Below are 17,856 nucleotides of genomic sequence, written 5' to 3' on the forward strand. Positions count from 1 at the left end.
AGGAGTTTTTTCATGTACTTGGACTTTTACGGGTTCCGAGCGGAACCTTTTCACATCACACCGGATCCGGATTTTCTGTATCTCAGCCCCAGCCATAAAGAAGCCCTGGCGGCCATCATTTACGGCGTCCAGCAGCGCAAGGGGTTCATCACCATCACCGGGGAGGTGGGCCTGGGGAAAACGACCGTTGTGCGCACTTACCTTGAACGTTACGACCGCCAGAGCATCAAGACGGTGTTGGTCTTCAACGCCAATGTCTCTTTCAAAGGGCTGCTGCGCGTCATCTACAGGGAACTGGGCTTGGATCCCCCGGATCTGGACCCCTATGAAATGGTCCACGAGCTCCACACCCTTCTCATTAAGGAATATCAAGACGGCTGGAACGTCGTGCTCATTATCGACGAAGCCCAAAACATGCCCGTGGAGACTCTGGAAAATTTGCGCATGCTCTCCAACCTGGAAAGCACCAAGGATAAACTTCTTCAAATCATCCTCATCGGCCAGACGGAATTGGAAAACCTTCTAAACCTCAAGCAACTGCGACAGCTCAAACAACGCATTGCCATCCGCACCTCCCTCAGGCCGTTGACCCCCAAAGAGAGCGCCGATTACATCCGCCACCGGTTGTCGCTCGTCCAGACCGAGCCCCGAGAGCTGTTCACACAAAAAGCCTTGGATCTCATCATCCAGGAAGCTCAAGGCATTCCCCGCAAGATCAACATCCTGTGCGACAACGCCTTTATTACGGGCTTTGGGTACGGGCGGAAGACCATCACCCCGAAAATCGTTCGGGAAGTGATCCACGACCTTGAAGGGCGGCCCCATCCCAAATCCCGGTCGATAAAACGTCTGATCACGGCAAGCCTGAGCGTGGCCGCCTTGGCCGGAGTGGTGTTGTGGCAGCCCCAGCTCCCCCGTACCGCATGGACATGGGTCCAGGAAGGCGCACAACGCGTCCAGAGCTGGCGCGGTGGCGTGGATGGCGTCTCCGTGAACCCAAGCGAGAAGGCACGCGGTCCGGACGGCTCGAGGACCACCCCTCCCACAACGGGCCCATCGTCCCTTGGGCCGGACGCGGAAGGGCAGCGCATCGTGAAACCCCTTCCTTTGGCAAATCCCGTATCTTCTCCGTCCCAAGAAAACGCTCCGGCACGGGACAGCTCCGCAATGACACCGCCTCGGGACACCAAGCCCCACACCGAACCCATGAAGCCCACGCCAGGGTCTCCTCCAGATCCTCGGGCTTCGGTGCGCTCCGGGGAAAGGTCCGGTCCGGTCCCCCGGCCGTCGACAGGACTCGCCATTTTGGAAAAAGACCAGCCGGCTGGGTCCTGGTCCCGTTTTGAACCGACGAGCGGACTCCTCCCGTCCCACGCCATCGACCCGGAGATGGTGCGCCTGACGCAGACCCGGAAAAGTGGGTCCCTGCCCGCCCCATCCGCGGCCGGACCGGTCCGCGAAACCGCCTCTACCAGCCCGCCCACCGACGGCTCGGCACCGTCCCGGCCGTCCTCCGCCGTTATCCCCCAACCCGATCCGGGACGCGTCATTGAGTGGATCCTCAACAAACGTCGCCGATGAAAGCCTGAAGAGAAGCCGACCGTTCTTGACTTTTTTCACATGACATGTCTTTGCTGAGGGCAAGTCATTTTTTATCGGCGTGTGCGAGAAGCGGGTTCACGTGCACCACGGGAAAGGAGAACGGATGATGCGCCAATACAGGATTCGACCGCTTGTTGTGGGAGCCAACGAGACGGATCAGGGGATCATGACGTACCTCAAGGATTACGGCAAACGCATCTGGATTCCCATCTATATGTTCGTCATCGAAGGTGGGGAAGAGACCATTCTGGTGGACACCGGTCTCGAGGAGTTTATGGTGCCCGACCATGTGGCCGAAACCACCGGGCTCAAGATTCAGGAGTTCGAAGAGGCTTTGGCCGGCGTCGGTCTGAAACCGGAAGATGTGGATGTGATCATCCACACGCATTTGCACAACGATCACTGCGAAAACGACGCAAAGTGCCCCAACGCCGTGGTGGTGGTCCAGGAAGCCGAGTATGATTTTTACCGAAACCCCCACCCGTTGGACCATCGGTATATCCCCGGCCTTTTGGATGGGCTCAAGATCGAGACGGTTCGAGGAGATGTGCGGTTTCGCGACGGTATTGAGTTGGTCTGGACACCCGGGCATACCCCAGGCGGCCAGTCCGTGGTGGTGAACACCGCTGCAGGGCGTGCCGTGATCACGGGTTTTTGCTGTAACGACAAGAACTTTCCACCAACCGGGCCTGCCGTGACGCCCGGCGTGCATACCGATGCGCTGGCCGCCTACGACAGCATCCAAAGGGTTCGGGCGATGGCCGACATTCTCATCCCCGTGCACGACCTGGCCGTAGGACGGCGACCGACAATCCCCTGAGAACGCATCGGTCCGAGACCACCCCGGCGCTCTTGTCGTTGTCAAGCTCGGAATGCTATACGACCACGGTCAAAAGAAAAAAACCCCCGCCCGCCATGGACCCGGGGGAAAGAGGTCCGGGCGGGGCGGTTGCGGGACATGGATCGGCATCGATGACGGACCCTAGGACAAGGTCTCCAGGCCATGGCTTCAGAGAGAGTGTCTGAAATCCCTCCGCCTCCCGAGCGAAACCCGGAGGGCGCCCACGGGACGGTTCGAAAACGCCGACGCCCCGATCGCTACATCTGTACCACCTGTGGGCATGAACAGCCCTTTTGCTGGACGTGCCCATGCGGGTTCATGATCTGCAACGATTGTATGGAAGAAAATTTTTGGGGAATGACCTGTAACGGCATCACGTGGACGTGTCCAGACTGTGGGGCCGTTCGCGGTTTTGGCAATCAGTGACGAAAAGGAGACGGGGATTTATGGCGACACGACGCGTGGTCATCGTCGGGGCGGTGGCTCTGGGACCCAAAACGGCCTGCCGCATCAAGCGACTCCGCCCAGATTTCGACGTGGTGATGGTGGATCAGGACCAATACATTTCCTATGGCGGGTGCGGGATCCCCTATTACATTTCCGGCGACGTGAGCGATCTGTCCGCGCTGATGAGCACCAGTTTCCACATGTTGCGCACTCCTGAATTCTTTGAAAAAGCCAAGGGGGTGCGGGTCATGACGCGAACCCGGGCGGTGGCCATTGACCGGGAACGGAAAACGCTGCGGGTGAATCGTCTGGAATCCAACACCGAGGAGGAACTGCCATACGATGACCTCGTATTGGCCACAGGGAGCCTTCCCCACAGGCTGCCCATTCCCGGAGCCGATCATCCTCGGGTCATGCGGGTGTCCAATCTCCACGATGCGGCGGCCATCAAAGAGATGCTGAGCAAAGGGGCCATCGGCCGTGCGGTGATCATCGGAGCGGGGGCCATTGGGTGCGAAATGGCCGAGGCTTTGACGGACATGTGGGGCGTCGAGACCGCCATGGTGGAAATCGCCCCGCATGTCCTTCCCGGTGTGCTCGATCCCGTGCTCGCCCGCATGGTGTCTCAACATCTGGAAGAACGCGGGGTGTCCGTCTACACGGGGGAGACGGTCCGGGAGGTGGCGGCCGACGGGAACGGGGACACCCTCACGGTCCGGACGACTCAAAGGGAATTGGAAGCGGACATCGTCATCACGGCTGTCGGCGTCCGACCCAACAGCGCGTTGGCCCGGCAAGCCGGCTTGCTCGTCTCCAGCCGAGGCGCCATCGTGGTCAATCAGCGCCTCCAGACCTCCGATCCATGCATTTACGCCGGGGGTGACTGCATCGAAGTCATGCACCTGGTGACGGGCAAGCCTTTTCACTTCCCCCAAGGGTCCCTGGCCAACCGCCAAGGGCGCATCATCGGGACGAACATCGCCGGCGGTTGTGCGCGGTTCGAAGGCTCTGTCGGCTCTTTTGCCGTCAAGATTTTTGATCTGGCGGTGGCGACGGCGGGCATTTCCCGAAAGACCGCCACAGAGGAGGGCTACGATGCGATCCAGGCTTTGGTCATTCAAGCCGACCGGGCGCACTTCTATCCGACCCAAGATCTCATGACCTTGGCCCTCGTGGTGGACCGTAAGACTCGGAGGATTCTCGGCATCCAGGGGGTCAGCCGAAACGGCGACGCGCTCGTCGGCCGCATCAACGCCGTGGCGGCTCTTTTGGCCCGTCGCGGAACGGTCGAGGATTTGTCCAACCTCGAAGTCGCCTACACGCCTCCCTTCGCCGCAGCTATGGACATTGTGAACGCCTTGGGAAACACCGCGGAAAACATCCTGGACGGCTACAACGTGACGGCGGACCCCGACGATTTCGAAACCTGCTTTCTTCAGGACGGCGGCCCGGACGTGGTCTGCCTCGATGTGCGCGGCCCCCGAAACGCCGCACCTTTTGTTCAAGCCTTCGGAGACCGTTGGCTGAACATCCCTCAGGAAACCTTGACCGAGAGGCTCGATGCCGTCCCCAGAAACAAGCGGCTCTTCGTCGTATGCAATTCCGGGGTGCGCTCCTACGAAGCGTTGCTCCAGTTGCGCGCGGCCGGGATCATGAACGCGGTGAACGTTCAAGGGGGGGTCGCGGCCATCAAGAAGACAGGGATGATTCGTTTGGAAGACCGTGAACATCAGGACGGCTGAGCCTGTCTCGGCGAACCCCTGTCCCACAGCAGGCCCCCGGTCTCGGGAAAACCTTTCCGCACCCCCGGAAAAACGGGGGATGACTGCGTCACGGGTGAGGACGCCGCGTCCAGGGCGCCCGACGAAGACATCTCCGGCCGGCCGGATGCGGCGTCCGATCTTCCCCGGGGGCATGTGGATGGCCCGAGACGAGGGGCGTCGGCGAGGGCTCATCGTTTGAAAGCGGCCCACGGAAAACGGTTCAGCGCGCCGTGGCTGGGGCTGAGGACATGGGAGTGCCGTTCCACTATTGACGGTCCCACAGCTTTGCTCTACAAGAGCGGCAAGGCATTGTTCTCTGACAAGACGGAGGGGTCAGGTACCCGAATGCGGGTTCAAAAGGGAAGACGGTGGAATTCCGTCGCGGTCCCGCCGCTGTGAACGGGGACGAAGGCCGAGAATCCCACTGTCCCATGACCATGGGATGGGAAGGGCGGCCATGAGGATGATCCGTGAGCCAGAAGACCTGCCTGACGCCATGAGGGAAGAGATGCCGATGGCAAAGGCCTCTCCCCGCGGATGGACTTCGTGGAATGGGTCCTGACGCGAACATGGGGATGAAGGAAACAGGGTGCAATCCTTGGAACGAGAAAGTTCCAAGGATTTTTTTGTTGCTCAGGAGCGGCGGCGTATGAAGGGGGCACACGAAGAACCGAACGATGGGCCGGCTGCGCTCGTTTCGGCGGGAAAGGCTATCGAAGAGGAAAGTTTTCGCATCATCGATGCGGAAATGGGGCCGCACAGTTTTCCTGGGGATCAGTGGTCCATCGTCCGCCGGGTGATCCATACAACGGGGGACTTTGAATTCGCGAAGCTTATCCGCATTCATGAACGGGCGGTCGAGGAGGGATGCGCCGCGGTGCGGCGGGGGGTTCCCATCTTTGTGGACACGCGGATGATTCTCGTGGGGCTCTCCGCAACGCGACTCGGCTGGTTCGGCAACGCCGTCCAGGTCCCGGCATCGGACCCCGACTCCCAAGGCGCGGCGGAAAAGGACGGCCTTACCCGTTCCGCCGCCGCTTTTCGCCGCATTGGACCACAACTCCATGGAGCCGTCGTGGCCATCGGAAACGCCCCGACGGCCCTGTTGGAAACCCTCCGCCTCATTGCGCAGGAGGACATCCGCCCGGCGTTGGTCGTCGGCGTCCCCGTGGGCTTTGTGCAGGCGGATACGGCGAAGCAGGCCTTGTGGCAATGCCGGGAGGTGCCGTCCATCACCGTGCTCGGCCGCAAAGGGGGAAGCCCTGTGGCCGTGGCCATCCTCCATGCTCTCTTGGAATTGGCCCGTGGTTCAGGCCGTCATGAAAATGAGCGATCGTGAACGGTCAGTCTTCCGGCAGGCCGGCCATTTCCGGCGTCAGCTTTAACGAGAAAGGAAGATCCCCATGCTGGGAACTCTTTACGGCATCGGTGTGGGTCCCGGAGACCCGGACTTGCTCACCCTCAAGGCAGTGAAAGTCCTCGGCCGTGTCGGACATGTGTTTGCCGCGTCGTCGTCATCCAACGATTACAGCCTGGCCCTGGAGATCGTCCGGGAGCATCTTCCCGAAGGCGTCCCCGTGGATTTCTTGGATTTTCCCATGACCTTCAACAAGAACCGCCTGGAAGAGGCCTGGCGGACCAATTGCGACACGGTGGCGGCACGGCTCATTGCGGGCGTGAACGTGGCTTTCCTGACCTTGGGCGATCCGATGACGTTCAGCACATTCATTTATCTTTTGCGAAAGATTCGTCATCGTCTGCTCTCGGTCCCCGTGGAGATCGTCCCGGGGATCACATCCTACCAGGCGGCGGCGGCCTGCGCCGGGGTCGCTTTGGCGGAGGCCGAAGAAACCCTGACGGTCATCTCCGGGGCCAAGGGGGGGAACGGCTCCCCGAGGTCCTTCCATTCTCCGACAACGTGGTCCTCATGAAAACCTATAAGCAGTTCCCTCAAATCCTCCAGCAGATCCGGAATCTGGGATTGGAAGATTCCGTGTGCTTTGTGAGCCGATGCGGCTTGGAGGGCCAGGTGGTGGTCAGGGACTTCCACGCGTTACAGAACCTTTCCCCCCACTACTTGTCCCTTCTCATCGTCAAGAAACCCGGCCGGTCGACGGCAGCCCATGGGGAATAGTCCGGTGGCCCCCGCACAAGCGCACCCCACGGCGGATCTTTCCATGCCCCGCGATCCGGGCCTCGCCGCTTCTGTTCCGCCCCTGTCCCAGAGGCAGCGGCGGAGGCGGCGTTTCTTCTGGGCCGCGGTGTTCTGTGTTCTTCCGACCATTTCCGTCTTCTGCGTCAGCGTGGGACCCTTTCCCATAGACGCCGGTGCCCTGTGGCGCGCCGTCAGCCCTTTGCTTTCTTCGTCTTCCCCCAACCCCGGAACTGCAGATGCCGCCACGGCCCAATACATCCTCGTCCACCTCCGGTTGGCCCGAGTGGTCCTGGCCATGGTCGTGGGGGCCGCCTTGGCGCTTTCCGGCACCGTCTATCAGGGCATTCTGCTCAATCCCCTGGCCGACCCTTTCACCTTGGGCGTCTCCACCGGGGCGGCTTTCGGGGCGTCGGTGACCATCCTCTTCGGGTGGGCGTCCTGGAAGCTGGCGGGCATGAGTCTGCTGCCGGTGGCGGCCTTCGGGGGTGCCGTCGGGGCCCTGAGCGTGGTGATGCTCCTGGGCCGACTTCAGGGCAAGATCCATCCCACCACCTTGGTTCTCGGCGGGATCATTGTCTCCACATTCCTGTCGGCCTGCATCAGCCTGCTCAAGAGCCTTCACGAAGAATCCCTCTCGACCATCGTGTTTTGGATCATGGGCAGCCTGGCAGGGCGGAGCTGGCGTCATGTGCTCGCCGTGACCCCGTATCTGCTCGTCGGCTCCTGGATCATTTTTGTGTACGCCCGGGAATTGGACCTTTTGGCCCTTGGAGACGCCGTGGCTTTTCAAAGCGGGGTGGCCACGGAAACCGTGCGTCGACGTCTTCTGGCGGCGGCTTCCCTGGTGGCGGCCGCCGCTGTGGCCGTCAGCGGTGTCGTGGGATTCGTCGGGTTGGTGGTGCCCCATGTGGCCCGCCTGTGTCTCGGGCCCGCCCATAGGCACCTCCTGCCCGCCTCCATGATCCTCGGCGCCCTGCTCACGCTGATCTCGGACACCCTCGCCCGAACGATACTTTCCGGCGGGCGGGAAATCCCCCTTGGGGTCGTGACGGCCATCCTCGGGGCACCCTTTTTCGCCTACCTTCTGGTGCACAAAAAAAAGGCTGTCGCTCTGTGATCCAGATCGAACACGTCCATTGCGGCTATCCGGATCGAAAGGTTCTTCACGATATTGACGTGACGATTGGGTCGGGGGAATTTGTCGGCATCTTGGGGCCCAATGGATCCGGGAAAACCACTCTGATCCTGGCCCTGAGCGGCGTCCTGCCCGTGTCGTCGGGGCGCATCCGCGTGGACGGCCGCCCTTTGGAAACCCTGCCCCATCGGGAAAGAGCCCGGCGCCTGGCTGTCGTCCCTCAAGATGTCCACGTGCCCTATGCTTTCTCGTGCCGGGATGTGGTGGCCATGGGAAGATACCCGCACCAGAAGCGCGGCGGCGAAGAAACCCCTGAAGATGCCGCGGCGATCCGTCGGGCCATGGAGTGGACGGATACCGTGCACTTGGCCGAGCGGCCGATCACCATGGTCAGCGGCGGGGAGCGCCAGAGGGTCTTTGTCGCCAAAGCCCTCGCTCAGGACACGCCCATCCTCCTCCTGGACGAAGCCGTCTCGGCCCTGGATGTCCACCGCAAGCTCCATATTTTTCATGTGTTCAAAACGTTGCATGAAAAAGAAGGGCGGACGATCGTCGCCGTGCTCCACGACATCAATACGGCCGCCGTCTATTGCCGACGCCTTGTCTTTATCAAACACGGACGCCTTGTCGCGGACGGACCCACCGGCGACGTTCTCGATCCCAAGATTCTGGAAGCCGTCTATGACACCTCGGCCGTCGTTTATGACGTGCCTGGCCACCATGGGGTGCGCCAGGTTTATTTTCCCGCAAAGGAACCTCTGGAAACCGCCCGAGCGATACGATGATCCTGGGGCCGCTCCACCTGGACCGGAGCCTCTCCGTCGGTTATCGGTGAGCACGAAGGTCACAGCCCCAGGGTACCGACAAAAGTCGCGGGAATCCGGGCAATCCCGGCCACCGGGACACGGTGTGCCGTGCATGGTCTTGAAGGGGTGCCACCCCTCAGTCAAGGGCAATGGAGGGGCAGGCCCCTGGGCTTGCCCGGAATGGGTCCGGTCCCTTGGATCACGGCCGCGCCCAGAGCGGCGGGCCCCCATAAGGACAAGACGCACGCGGAGGTGGTTTGGTACGATGGTCAACCTGATCCCGGGGAACGAGACCGCATGGGCTGACCTTCAGACACCCGGATCCACGGACCCGCTGGTTGAAAATGGGACACAAACTTCACTGGCACAACGGATGCCGCTGCCCGGTCACACCGTCCCCCGGAGTCCCCCCTCCCATGGAAGACGCTGAAGTCCACGGTGATCTCTGCGGCAATGCAGCTTTCCCGATCGACTCGATCTCTCCGACTCAGGGGGTTCACAAGTTCCAGGCGGGTCGGCAAAGGATGTCGGACCATCCGGCATCCGCGCTTTCCAGACGGAGGTGTTCGGCCATGATCCAACGAAAACATGCCCTATGGGTCATTGGGCTCGCGATTTTCATCCTTTCTGGAAAATCGTCAGCATCCGATAAGACCATCATCCAAGTCATCGACGACATGGGCCAAACCGTCCGGCTTGAGGCACCGGCCCGACGAGTGGTGCCGCTTTACGGGGCGTTCGCGGAAATGCTCTACGCCATCGGCGCCGGGCCGGTCGTCGCCGCGCGCACGCATGCCGACATCTACCCGCCGGAAATCCAGCAGTTGCCTGCCGTCGGGACCCACATGCGCCCCAATGTGGAAATGATTATCGGCCTGAAACCAGATCTGGTCGTGCAAAGCGCCAGCCGTCGAAGCGCCACTCCGGAAACGGCTCGATTGGCGGATGCCGGGATTCCCGTGGTCATTTTTGCTCCCAAGGATTTCGAGGGCATCTTTTCCGCCATGGAACGGCTCGGGACCCTCACCGGCCGAACCGAAGAGGCCCGCACCCGCGTCGATGCCTTACGCCGGCGCCTGGATGCCCTTCGGTCCCACTGTCGGCAGGCTTCCTATCGGCCCAGGCTCGTTTTTGAAATCCGGGCGGAACCTCTGGCCGTGGCCGGTCTCGGCGGCATGCCGCAGGCGCTCATGGACGCCGTCGGTGCCGTGAACGCCGTCTCCTTGCCGGAAGCCATCGTCCAAACGTCGGTGGAAAACCTCCTCGCCATGGACCCGGACGTCTATATTGTCCAGAAAGGCCCCATGAATCCCCAGCCGGTTCCCCCTCACCACCGTCCCCATTTCGAGGCGCTCCGGGCGGTACGATCCGGACAGGTGTTCATGGTGGAAGAAGCCCTTTATTCCCGACCGGGACCTCGGGCTGTGGAGGCCGCAGAAGATCTCGCCCGGCGGCTTTACCCGTCCCTTTTCCCATGAGCCCATCCCACGGGAAGATGGGGTGGCCGAGGCCCTAGCGTGCGGTGAATTCCACGTCGTAGGTCACCTGCACCTGACCTTGAGCCGGCACATCCACGGGAAAGCGCACAAGCCCGGCGTGAACCTTATCGTATGGCTGGCTGGATTGAACGATCTTCCAATCGCCGGGGAGCGTGTCTTCCAGGTGAACGCGTTCGGGGTGCCCTTTGCTGTTCTTCACCGTGAGGACCCAACGCAGGCGTTGCCCTTGTTGGCCCACTTTTTTCCTGTCCTCCAGAATCCGCTCGACCTGCACATCAAAGGAACGGCCGAACTCCAGATGGAGCGTTCCGTGGACAGGTGTGTGCCTAATGGTATCCTCTCCTAGAGGGATGGCCTCGCCCTGCTCTGTGATGAGACGTCCGGAAACGACCCCCGCCGGCAGCGGGACCCCTAACCCTCCGGCCACCTCGTTGCGAATGTCGATCACGGCCCGAACCGGTTGCATGCGGCTTTCCGCGCGCTCAACGCCCCAATCGCTTCCCGACCCGTCCCCCGTGCTCACCAGCCGCCTCTGAATGGGCACCGCCGGGGCTTTCACCCATAGGACTTGCACGGGATCCCCCGCATTCAATGCAATGGGCTCGGGAAGGCGATACAAGTGGTATTCGAACGCCGGGGACTCTTCCACCGCAGCGGCTTGGGCGGCTTTGGACAGCTCCGCCATGGGCGCCCGGGGCAACCGGTCACGCCGGCCTGCCCGGCGCACATCCCCGGCCAGGAGGACCACTTTGATTCCTGGAAAATCCACTTCCGTGGTGTTGTGGAGAACAACTCGACCTTCCAACGCCGCCTCGGTCGCCTCCGGTTTCATGTAAAGGACATAAAACGCCTTCCAATGCAATCCGCCGGCCTCGTAAAGCCGCTCCGCACGCACTTCCACCGGCGCTTTCCCCTTGTTTTCCACGTCCCAGTAAGCTGAAGGCGTCGTGCTCAACCCTTCCGGCAAAGCCGGGAAAAAGATGCCATGATATTCGCCCGTGTACACCCCTTCTTCCGTCAGAAACACCGGGGATCCGCCTTCAGCCCCCTCGGAGACCAATTGAACGCGTCGCACCATTCGGGCGTCCAGACTGCCCTTGGGGTTGGTCATGACCACATCCAGCTGTTTACCGACATAGCTTTTGAGGAGTTGGTTTTCCGTAATAGGCCGAAAATGGGCCACCAGCGTGTAGGGAATCAGGTTTTCCACCTCGGTCAGAGGCCTTACGGTGAGTGTTTCCGGATCCATAGTTTGGGGAAAACCCTCCAGAATCACGGTATGACGTCCCGGGGGCACGGCCACTTGGTCCACTTCCCGGAACAAGGCGACGCCGCTCTGACTGACCGTGACGGTCCTTTCTTGCACAAGGGCTGAAACCTGACCGGGATCGGCCGCAGCCCACACGGTCAAGGCGGCCCATAAGATCATCGCGCTGCGCGTCTTCATTCTTCCCTCCCCTGTTTCTCACATTGTCCGGGACTCATCCCCGAGGTGGAACCGATCGCTGTCGTGGGCGGCATGCCTTCGACAACTCGGCGTCGTTGGCAGCTGCCGGATCCACGGCGGCGCAACCCCGCGGGCGCCGTGGCCCACCGCCCGGTCCTGGGAGCGCCGACCCGGCGGCCCAAGCCCGCGCGATTCCTCCCTCGAGAGTATCCCGCAGGCTCGCCCCGCCGAGCGGACTCCAGACGGCCCGGATCCAGCCGCTCTTCTTCCATCCCATGGCGACAAGGTCGTTCACGTCGGGCTTTCTTCGTCCAAGGCTACGGCACTGCGTGCCCGCGCCGCACGGCGCTCCTCGATGAGGTGCGCCGCCAACTCGCTGAACGGCCAGTTGATCGAATGTTCCGTAATAACGGCAAAGATGGGCTTGGGGAGATTGGCGTCCTTGAATTTCTGGATCAGAAAAAAGATCCCTTTCTGGGGGATATTGTAAAAAAGAACGATTTTTTCGTCGCATTCAAAGGGTTGGTCACCGATTGGATTGGAATGGAGGATCTCTCGAACCACCACATGGCCCTGGTACGGAGAAATGGTGAAGGCCGGAGGGGCTTTGACCAGTTCCAGCATGCGGTCCAGTTTCTCTTTTTCTTCAGGTGTAAAGTTCCACACAAGCAACCGAGGGCTTTGATCCATAATAAATCCTTTTTTGTCTTTTCGAGGCGAGGTCTTTTCCGAAGGCTCAGCGACAGCGTCCAGCTCGCACAAAGCGATCCAAGGCTCTGTAGAGTTGCACCATGCTGTCGATAACCACGTGCTCGGTTTCCGCATGCTGGCTTTCTTCCCCATCGGCGCCCCACACAATGCCTGGGATGCCGAATTGGGAGAGAAATCTGGCGTCCGAGGCCCCATGAGCTTGGCCCAACCGGGCTTCCGGAACGATGTGGAGAAGGGTGCGCACAGGACCGCCCGTTTCCCCAAAGAACAAGGGTTCCCGCTCCATGACTTCCACTTGGGACCGGACCTTTTCACGGATGGCCTGCACCAGGATGTCCGGATCGTCGTTTTCGGTGTAGCGGATGTCGAGGTGCGCCTCCGCTGTGTCCGGCACCTGATTCACGGAGCGGCCCCCGTGGAGGATACCGATGTTCAGGGTCCGGTGCCAGTGGTCTTCCGTGTGGACATCGAATAGGCTCTTGATCGCGTTCAGGTCGTTCATGAGGATTTCGATGGCGTTTTGGCCAAGCCATGGGCGGGCGCCGTGGGCGGCTTTCCCTCGAGCGGTCAAGCGAATTCGCAGGATTCCTTTCTCTTTGACGATGATTTCGCGAAGACTGCCCCCATCGAGGGCGATGGCGAAATCGGCCGCAATATGAGGCAGCGCGGCCCGTGCACCTCGATATCCCCCGATTTCCTCATCGCCCGTGATGAGGATGCCAAAGGGCAGCGATTCTTGGCCTTTGCCTTGAGCCGCCAGTTCGTCCATGTGGCTTTTGACGAGCATCATTGACAGGGCGACCGCGTACTTGTCGTCAATACTGCCCCGGCCATACAGGCGGCCGTCCCGTTCCACCGGATCGAAAAGGGACTCGGGAGCATCCACCACGTCGATATGACTCATGAAAAGTACCGGCACCCTTCCCTGAAGGGGAACGACCCACAAGGAGGGAATCCCGTCGCACTCCATGCGGGTCACCGCCACCGGGATCTCCTTAAGATAGGATTCGATAAAATCCGCACAGCGATGGATCTCTCCCCGCCGCGAATGCATGGTGGGAAATGTCATGAGTTTTCTGGTCAGCTCGACAAGTTCTCTCATAGGCCGCCCTCTCTCCAGATGAAATCCCGTGGGATGTAGTCTGCCACGAGCCGCCTTGAGCATCAAGCGACATTGTTCTCCGATTCCTCCGACATTTTCCTATCGACAGCGCCCCTTCCGTCCGGATATGTAATGGAAGAAAGACCATCAAAGGACATCCTCGGGCGGACGCCCTTGACCCAAGATGAGGAGTGAGAGATGAGAGCACGCCGTTTCTCAACCTTTCGGCCGCGGGCAACAGGGTGGATCCTCTTCGCGGCCGTGTTTGTCCTCCTATGGTCGCCCCCCGCCTTGAGCCAACAGCAGAGCCCGGCCCCCGGAAAATCACCGAATCTCGTGAATATCAACACCGCCGATGCCCAACAGCTCCAAGCGCTGCCAGGAATCGGACCCGCCATCGCCGAGCGCATCGTGCAACACCGTCAAGCCCACGGCCCTTTTAAGAATCCGGAAGATATCAAAAACGTCCAAGGAATCGGCGATAAGAAGTATGAGGCTATCAAGAGTTTGATCACGACAAAGTAAAATATCGCCCCGGGTCCGCCCGAGGATGTCAGATCCCGGATTCGTTCATGGGCGGGCTGAAATCTCATTGTCATGTCCTCAGAGTGTCTAAAGAAACGGATGGATTCCGCCGATGTTCGGAAGACATCATCTCAAGGAGGTGCATTACGTGATCGTGCCGTCAGGGGAAATGCGCGTGTGTTCTCACGGTCCCGAGGTTTTGGAGGCCTATTTGGGCACCTGTGTGGGGGTCGCCCTGTGGGATCAGGACGCGGGGGTTGGAGGACTGTTTCATGCCCTCTTGGCCGAACCGTTCGTTTCGGGCGGCGTCCCGCCGGAACCTCTCCGTTATGCCTCCACCGGCCTTCCTTTGTTCCTCAAAGCCCTGGAAGAAAAAGGGGCCAGGCCGCCGCGGATGGAGGCCGCCGTGGCCGGAGGGGCCATCGTGGGGCCACACGAAGAAATCGAGCTGGATTTGCAGATCGGGGCCCGCACGCTGGAACGCGTCGAACTTTTCCTCAGAAGTATGCGCATCCCGATTCGGTGCAGCGAAACCGGGGGGACCTTCACCTGCTGTCTGCGGCTCAACTGCCAGAACTGGACCCCGGAAATCGTTCCTGTCGGGAGCCATTTGTTTCGGCCCGAAACTTCGGAAAAGATCCACAAGCCCAACCGGGAGGGTTTGGAAACCGCCATACGCCACGTCAAGCCCATCCCCCAGACCGCTTTCAAAATCCTTTCCCTTTTGCGTTCCGAGAATTACCACATGGGCGAAATCAGTCGAGAAATTCGATTGGATCAGGTCTTGGCGGCCAAAGTCTTGGCTTTGTGCAACTCCCCCGTTTACGGTGCCTCGGAGAAGATCGATTCCCTGGATCGGGCCCTCGTCTTTCTTGGAGAAAGGCGCATCCTCCAGATGGCCCTTTCCGTTTTTCTATCCGGCGTTTTTCCTTCCAAACTCGGCGGTTATTCCCTTTGCAAAGGCGGCCTGTTTCAACACGCGGTCACTACAGCCCTCGTGGGCGAATTCATCGCCCGCAGACTCAACGTCCCTCAGGGAAGAGCCTACACCTACGGATTGCTGCACGACATCGGCAAAGTCGTCCTCGACCAGCTCGTGGCCGATGAGGCGCCGCTTTTTTACCGACGGGCGCTCCTCAGCAACCGTCCGCTCAAGGAGATTGAAAAGGATCTATTCGGTATGGATCATCCCGAGGTGGGGGCTTTGTTGGCGGCTCATTGGAATCTTCCGGCGGACGTGGCTGATGTGGTGTCCGGGCACCACCGCATGGAGCCGGGCGGAAGCCATGCCGCTCCGGAAGAGGTGGCTTTGATCACTGTGGCCGATTTCATCACGAACCGTTTCCTGGCGGGGGCTCAAATGGAGCGGCTCGACCCTGCCCCGGTGGTGTCGGCCATTCGCCTCTGCGGACTTTCCTCGGCGCAACTCCAGAAAATGATCGCCGACATGCCTCTTGCCCTCATCCGGCAACAGGCCGCCGGCTTTTGAACGCGTTAAGTCAGGGGAGGAGGTTGGGCGTTTCACGTGAACCCAACCTCCATCCCTTTACTGGGTTTGACCCGCTCCCCACGGACAGGTCCCCATGCCCCCTCCCATGCCACGACCGTGTGGGCCATAACCGCAGGGCATTCCCGCATCCTGAGCCTTTTGCCAGATCTGCTGCCGAATCTGCTGCATTTCCCGGGCGAGGGTGCCGAGGGCTGTAGGATCCGCATTGGGATCATTGAGCATCTGATGATACTGTAATTGTTTCTGGTAGAGTTGTTGTCGAAGTGGGGCCACCTCTTGAGCAAAGGCCTGCCCTTCCGGGGTCGACTGGGCCCAGCAGGGTCCCATGCCCGCCCCATAAGGTCCGCGCGCCCACACGGGGACGGCCGCCGCCACAACCAAACCCACCACCAAAATCCACTGCACACCTTTCATGAGAAACTCCTTTCTGTCCCTTGTGGTTGATCCTCCGTGACACCTCCGTGGCGCCGAAAGCTCACGGCTTTCGCTTTCTGTAAAAGGCAATGGCTGTGCCAGATCTCTACGTTTCAAAGGCGGAATCGGCCAGAGACTACTTTCCCTTGAAAAAACAAGAAGATAAAGGCCATTTCTGCGAAGAATGTCCGCCTGAGGCTCTTGGAGGCTCTTGGGTTGAAGAGACTTTATCTGGATCAAAAAAATCCAACTTGCCGGTTTCAGATGATTCACCTGGATGTTTTCGAACCAGAGCCGCCATCAAAACCTTCAAGAAAAACCTCTTCTCTTCCGATGGATTCCATAGAGTGTGGAGTTGGGCCGGACGACGTTCCAGCCATTGTCACGGGAGGCCGCCTGGAATGGAAATGACGGACGATATGCTCCGATCCCTGGGGCAGGAAGTGGTCTACGGCAAGGGCGAAAAGGTTCTTGTCCAAGGGGCTCAACAGCGATGCCTCTATTATGTGGAGGAGGGCGCCGTCGAAGTCGCCTTCGGTCAAAATGGAACAACGATCGCGGTGGCCTATATCGGGCCGGGGGAATTCTTCGGGGAAACGGGCTTCTTCGACGGTATGTCCAGGATGCGCAACGTTCGGGCGACGGAGCGAAGCGTGCTGCGTGTGTTCGATTGGGACGCCATGGCGGCTTTGCGCCTCCACGATCCCCACCGATACAGCATTTTCATTACGGAGGTGGCCCGATCGGTGTGCGCCAAATTCCGCCGCGTGCTCGACGAGCGGGAACCCCTCACGTCCTATGCGGCATCCCTGTCCACCGGGCAGAGGCAATTTCACGAAGCGCGGCCGGTGCCCGAGGAATTCTTTCGTACGTGGCAGGGAACCCTGGTTTATGACCTGGTGGAAAAGACAAAAAGGGATTTCTTCCATCTCAGCTACAGGCTGCACAATCAGGGGAACGGACATGAGAAGGATGGGTTTCAGGAGCGTTGCACCGCCATCTTGGATGAGCTGAATCGAAGCCTTCAGGAGCTGGAGCCTCTTATCGGCCAAAGTGATTTTCAAGAGCAAGGGTGGGCCTATATCTTCAGGGAGATTTTTCCGTATTTCATGAGGAGTCGATTTGCGGAACGGGCCTATTACAAGCCCAAAGGGTATGCCGGGGACTTTGTGATGATGGAAATGATCTATCGGAACGAGCCGGAAGGGGAAGGCAGGCTGGGCCCGCTTGTGGATGCATGGTGCCTCAATGCCCCGGCATCCCGCGCAGTGCGCGGACGGCGATCCTTGCTGGCCCGGGAACTTCTCCGGCGCAGCACGAGGCATTGCGCCTCACAGGATCCCATCCGCATCCTGAATCTGGCATGCGGCTCCAGCCGGGAATTGTTCGACTTCATCAAGAACTGTGACGCAGACCATCGCCTCGAAGCCACATGCATGGATGCCGACACGGAAGCTTTGCATTACACAGACACCGTGGTCAACACTTTCCCCCACAGGGCGAAAATCAGGTATCTCAATGACAACGCCGTGCGGTGGGCTCTGGGCAGAAGCCGCCAGCGTCTTGATCCGCAGGATATCATTTATTCCGCCGGCTTGACCGACTACCTGGATCGTCGGCTTTTCATCGCCCTGGTGAATCGCTGCTATGAACATTTGAAACCGGGAGGCTGCCTCATTGTCGGGAATTTCTCCCCGAACAACCCCAATAGGGTTATCATGGACCAGATCTTGCGATGGAAATTGATTTACAGGAACGAAAAAGACCTGGAAGACATCTTTCAACAAACGCCTTTTCGAGGACAGGTGACTTTTCTTGCCGAACCGGAAGGGATCAATCTTTTTGCGGTGGCGGATCGGGACCCGACAGCGTCCTGACATGGTCGGCTGTCGCTCGACG

The 17,856-nt window shown here is 60.2% G+C and carries 16 protein-coding genes and 1 riboswitch; of the genes, 12 read left to right on the forward strand and 4 right to left on the reverse strand.

Features of this window, described 5'->3' with window-relative positions; translation table 11 throughout:
* Positions 1–12 precede the first annotated feature (12 nt).
* From ACZ5K9_RS05295 to ACZ5K9_RS05335, 9 genes are all read left to right on the forward strand, one after another.
* Positions 13–1,581 carry an ExeA family protein gene (locus ACZ5K9_RS05295; RefSeq protein WP_464273380.1) on the forward strand — a complete coding sequence of 523 codons (1,569 nt, stop codon included), beginning with the start codon at positions 13–15 and terminating at the stop codon, positions 1,579–1,581.
* A 124-nt stretch (positions 1,582–1,705) separates the two neighbouring features.
* Entirely contained in the window at positions 1,706–2,422 is a 717-nt protein-coding gene (locus ACZ5K9_RS05300) for an N-acyl homoserine lactonase family protein (protein WP_464273381.1), read from the forward strand.
* 467 nt (positions 2,423–2,889) lie between these two features.
* Positions 2,890–4,632, forward strand: coding sequence for an FAD-dependent oxidoreductase (locus ACZ5K9_RS05305; RefSeq protein ID WP_464273382.1), 1,743 nt, complete (start codon positions 2,890–2,892; stop codon positions 4,630–4,632).
* 339 nt (positions 4,633–4,971) lie between these two features.
* A riboswitch (cobalamin riboswitch) is annotated at positions 4,972–5,159 on the forward strand.
* Between the two features lie 143 nt (positions 5,160–5,302).
* Entirely contained in the window at positions 5,303–5,992 is a 690-nt protein-coding gene (locus tag ACZ5K9_RS05310) for a precorrin-8X methylmutase (RefSeq protein ID WP_464273383.1), read from the forward strand.
* Between the two features lie 64 nt (positions 5,993–6,056).
* Positions 6,057–6,584, forward strand: a complete 528-nt coding sequence (locus tag ACZ5K9_RS05315) for an SAM-dependent methyltransferase (RefSeq protein ID WP_464273384.1) — start codon at positions 6,057–6,059, stop codon at positions 6,582–6,584.
* Positions 6,581–6,787 carry a hypothetical protein gene (locus ACZ5K9_RS05320; RefSeq protein WP_464273385.1) on the forward strand — a complete coding sequence of 69 codons (207 nt, stop codon included), beginning with the start codon at positions 6,581–6,583 and terminating at the stop codon, positions 6,785–6,787. Before ACZ5K9_RS05315 ends, ACZ5K9_RS05320 begins: the two co-directional genes overlap by 4 nt.
* Before the next feature lie 4 nt (positions 6,788–6,791).
* Positions 6,792–7,925 (forward strand): FecCD family ABC transporter permease, encoded by a 1,134-nt coding sequence (locus ACZ5K9_RS05325; protein ID WP_464273386.1) that lies wholly within the window; start codon positions 6,792–6,794, stop codon positions 7,923–7,925.
* Positions 7,922–8,728 carry an ABC transporter ATP-binding protein gene (locus tag ACZ5K9_RS05330; protein ID WP_464273387.1) on the forward strand — a complete coding sequence of 269 codons (807 nt, stop codon included), beginning with the start codon at positions 7,922–7,924 and terminating at the stop codon, positions 8,726–8,728. Before ACZ5K9_RS05325 ends, ACZ5K9_RS05330 begins: the two co-directional genes overlap by 4 nt.
* 593 nt (positions 8,729–9,321) lie before the next feature.
* The gene (locus ACZ5K9_RS05335) at positions 9,322–10,227 is read left to right on the forward strand and encodes an ABC transporter substrate-binding protein (RefSeq protein WP_464273388.1); all 906 of its coding nucleotides are present in this window, start codon (positions 9,322–9,324) and stop codon (positions 10,225–10,227) included.
* Between the two features lie 34 nt (positions 10,228–10,261).
* Here the strand turns inward: ACZ5K9_RS05335 and ACZ5K9_RS05340 are convergent, their stop codons facing one another.
* The 3 genes from ACZ5K9_RS05340 to ACZ5K9_RS05350 form a co-directional block, all read right to left on the reverse strand.
* Positions 10,262–11,695: a DUF4139 domain-containing protein gene (locus tag ACZ5K9_RS05340; protein ID WP_464273389.1), complete on the reverse strand. Its 1,434-nt coding sequence runs from the start codon at positions 11,693–11,695 to the stop codon at positions 10,262–10,264.
* Positions 11,696–11,986: 291 nt separating this feature from the next.
* Positions 11,987–12,385 (reverse strand): DUF3783 domain-containing protein, encoded by a 399-nt coding sequence (locus tag ACZ5K9_RS05345; RefSeq protein WP_464273390.1) that lies wholly within the window; start codon positions 12,383–12,385, stop codon positions 11,987–11,989.
* Positions 12,386–12,431: 46 nt separating this feature from the next.
* Complete coding sequence (locus tag ACZ5K9_RS05350) at positions 12,432–13,508, reverse strand: M20 family metallopeptidase (RefSeq protein WP_464273391.1); 1,077 nt, start codon at positions 13,506–13,508, stop codon at positions 12,432–12,434.
* A gap of 198 nt (positions 13,509–13,706) precedes the next feature.
* On the opposite strand from ACZ5K9_RS05350, the gene ACZ5K9_RS05355 reads away from it, so the two are divergent.
* The gene (locus ACZ5K9_RS05355) at positions 13,707–14,033 is read left to right on the forward strand and encodes a ComEA family DNA-binding protein (RefSeq protein ID WP_464273392.1); all 327 of its coding nucleotides are present in this window, start codon (positions 13,707–13,709) and stop codon (positions 14,031–14,033) included.
* Between the two features lie 112 nt (positions 14,034–14,145).
* Positions 14,146–15,522 (forward strand): HDOD domain-containing protein, encoded by a 1,377-nt coding sequence (locus tag ACZ5K9_RS05360; protein ID WP_464273393.1) that lies wholly within the window; start codon positions 14,146–14,148, stop codon positions 15,520–15,522.
* Positions 15,523–15,579: 57 nt separating this feature from the next.
* Here the strand turns inward: ACZ5K9_RS05360 and ACZ5K9_RS05365 are convergent, their stop codons facing one another.
* Positions 15,580–15,957 (reverse strand): hypothetical protein, encoded by a 378-nt coding sequence (locus ACZ5K9_RS05365; protein WP_464273394.1) that lies wholly within the window; start codon positions 15,955–15,957, stop codon positions 15,580–15,582.
* Positions 15,958–16,358: 401 nt separating this feature from the next.
* Here ACZ5K9_RS05365 and ACZ5K9_RS05370 point away from each other — a divergent pair, with 401 nt between their 5' ends.
* Entirely contained in the window at positions 16,359–17,834 is a 1,476-nt protein-coding gene (locus ACZ5K9_RS05370) for a cyclic nucleotide-binding domain-containing protein (protein ID WP_464273395.1), read from the forward strand.
* Positions 17,835–17,856 lie beyond the last annotated feature (22 nt).

Source organism: Desulfosoma profundi (genome assembly GCF_055387865.1).

What these genes read in the sequence shown, in the direction of transcription:
- ACZ5K9_RS05345 (WP_464273390.1), bottom strand. Translation starts at nt 12,385, where the DNA reads ATGGATCAAAGCCCTCGGTTGCTTGTGTGGAACTTTACACCTGAAGAA.
- ACZ5K9_RS05320 (WP_464273385.1), top strand. Translation starts at nt 6,581, where the DNA reads ATGAAAACCTATAAGCAGTTCCCTCAAATCCTCCAGCAGATCCGGAAT.
- ACZ5K9_RS05315 (WP_464273384.1), top strand. Translation starts at nt 6,057, where the DNA reads ATGCTGGGAACTCTTTACGGCATCGGTGTGGGTCCCGGAGACCCGGAC.
- ACZ5K9_RS05355 (WP_464273392.1), top strand. Translation starts at nt 13,707, where the DNA reads ATGAGAGCACGCCGTTTCTCAACCTTTCGGCCGCGGGCAACAGGGTGG.
- ACZ5K9_RS05300 (WP_464273381.1), top strand. Translation starts at nt 1,706, where the DNA reads ATGATGCGCCAATACAGGATTCGACCGCTTGTTGTGGGAGCCAACGAG.
- ACZ5K9_RS05310 (WP_464273383.1), top strand. Translation starts at nt 5,303, where the DNA reads ATGAAGGGGGCACACGAAGAACCGAACGATGGGCCGGCTGCGCTCGTT.
- ACZ5K9_RS05340 (WP_464273389.1), bottom strand. Translation starts at nt 11,695, where the DNA reads ATGAAGACGCGCAGCGCGATGATCTTATGGGCCGCCTTGACCGTGTGG.
- ACZ5K9_RS05370 (WP_464273395.1), top strand. Translation starts at nt 16,359, where the DNA reads ATGGAAATGACGGACGATATGCTCCGATCCCTGGGGCAGGAAGTGGTC.
- ACZ5K9_RS05360 (WP_464273393.1), top strand. Translation starts at nt 14,146, where the DNA reads ATGTTCGGAAGACATCATCTCAAGGAGGTGCATTACGTGATCGTGCCG.
- ACZ5K9_RS05350 (WP_464273391.1), bottom strand. Translation starts at nt 13,508, where the DNA reads ATGAGAGAACTTGTCGAGCTGACCAGAAAACTCATGACATTTCCCACC.
- ACZ5K9_RS05365 (WP_464273394.1), bottom strand. Translation starts at nt 15,957, where the DNA reads ATGAAAGGTGTGCAGTGGATTTTGGTGGTGGGTTTGGTTGTGGCGGCG.
- ACZ5K9_RS05305 (WP_464273382.1), top strand. Translation starts at nt 2,890, where the DNA reads ATGGCGACACGACGCGTGGTCATCGTCGGGGCGGTGGCTCTGGGACCC.
- ACZ5K9_RS05295 (WP_464273380.1), top strand. Translation starts at nt 13, where the DNA reads ATGTACTTGGACTTTTACGGGTTCCGAGCGGAACCTTTTCACATCACA.
- ACZ5K9_RS05335 (WP_464273388.1), top strand. Translation starts at nt 9,322, where the DNA reads ATGATCCAACGAAAACATGCCCTATGGGTCATTGGGCTCGCGATTTTC.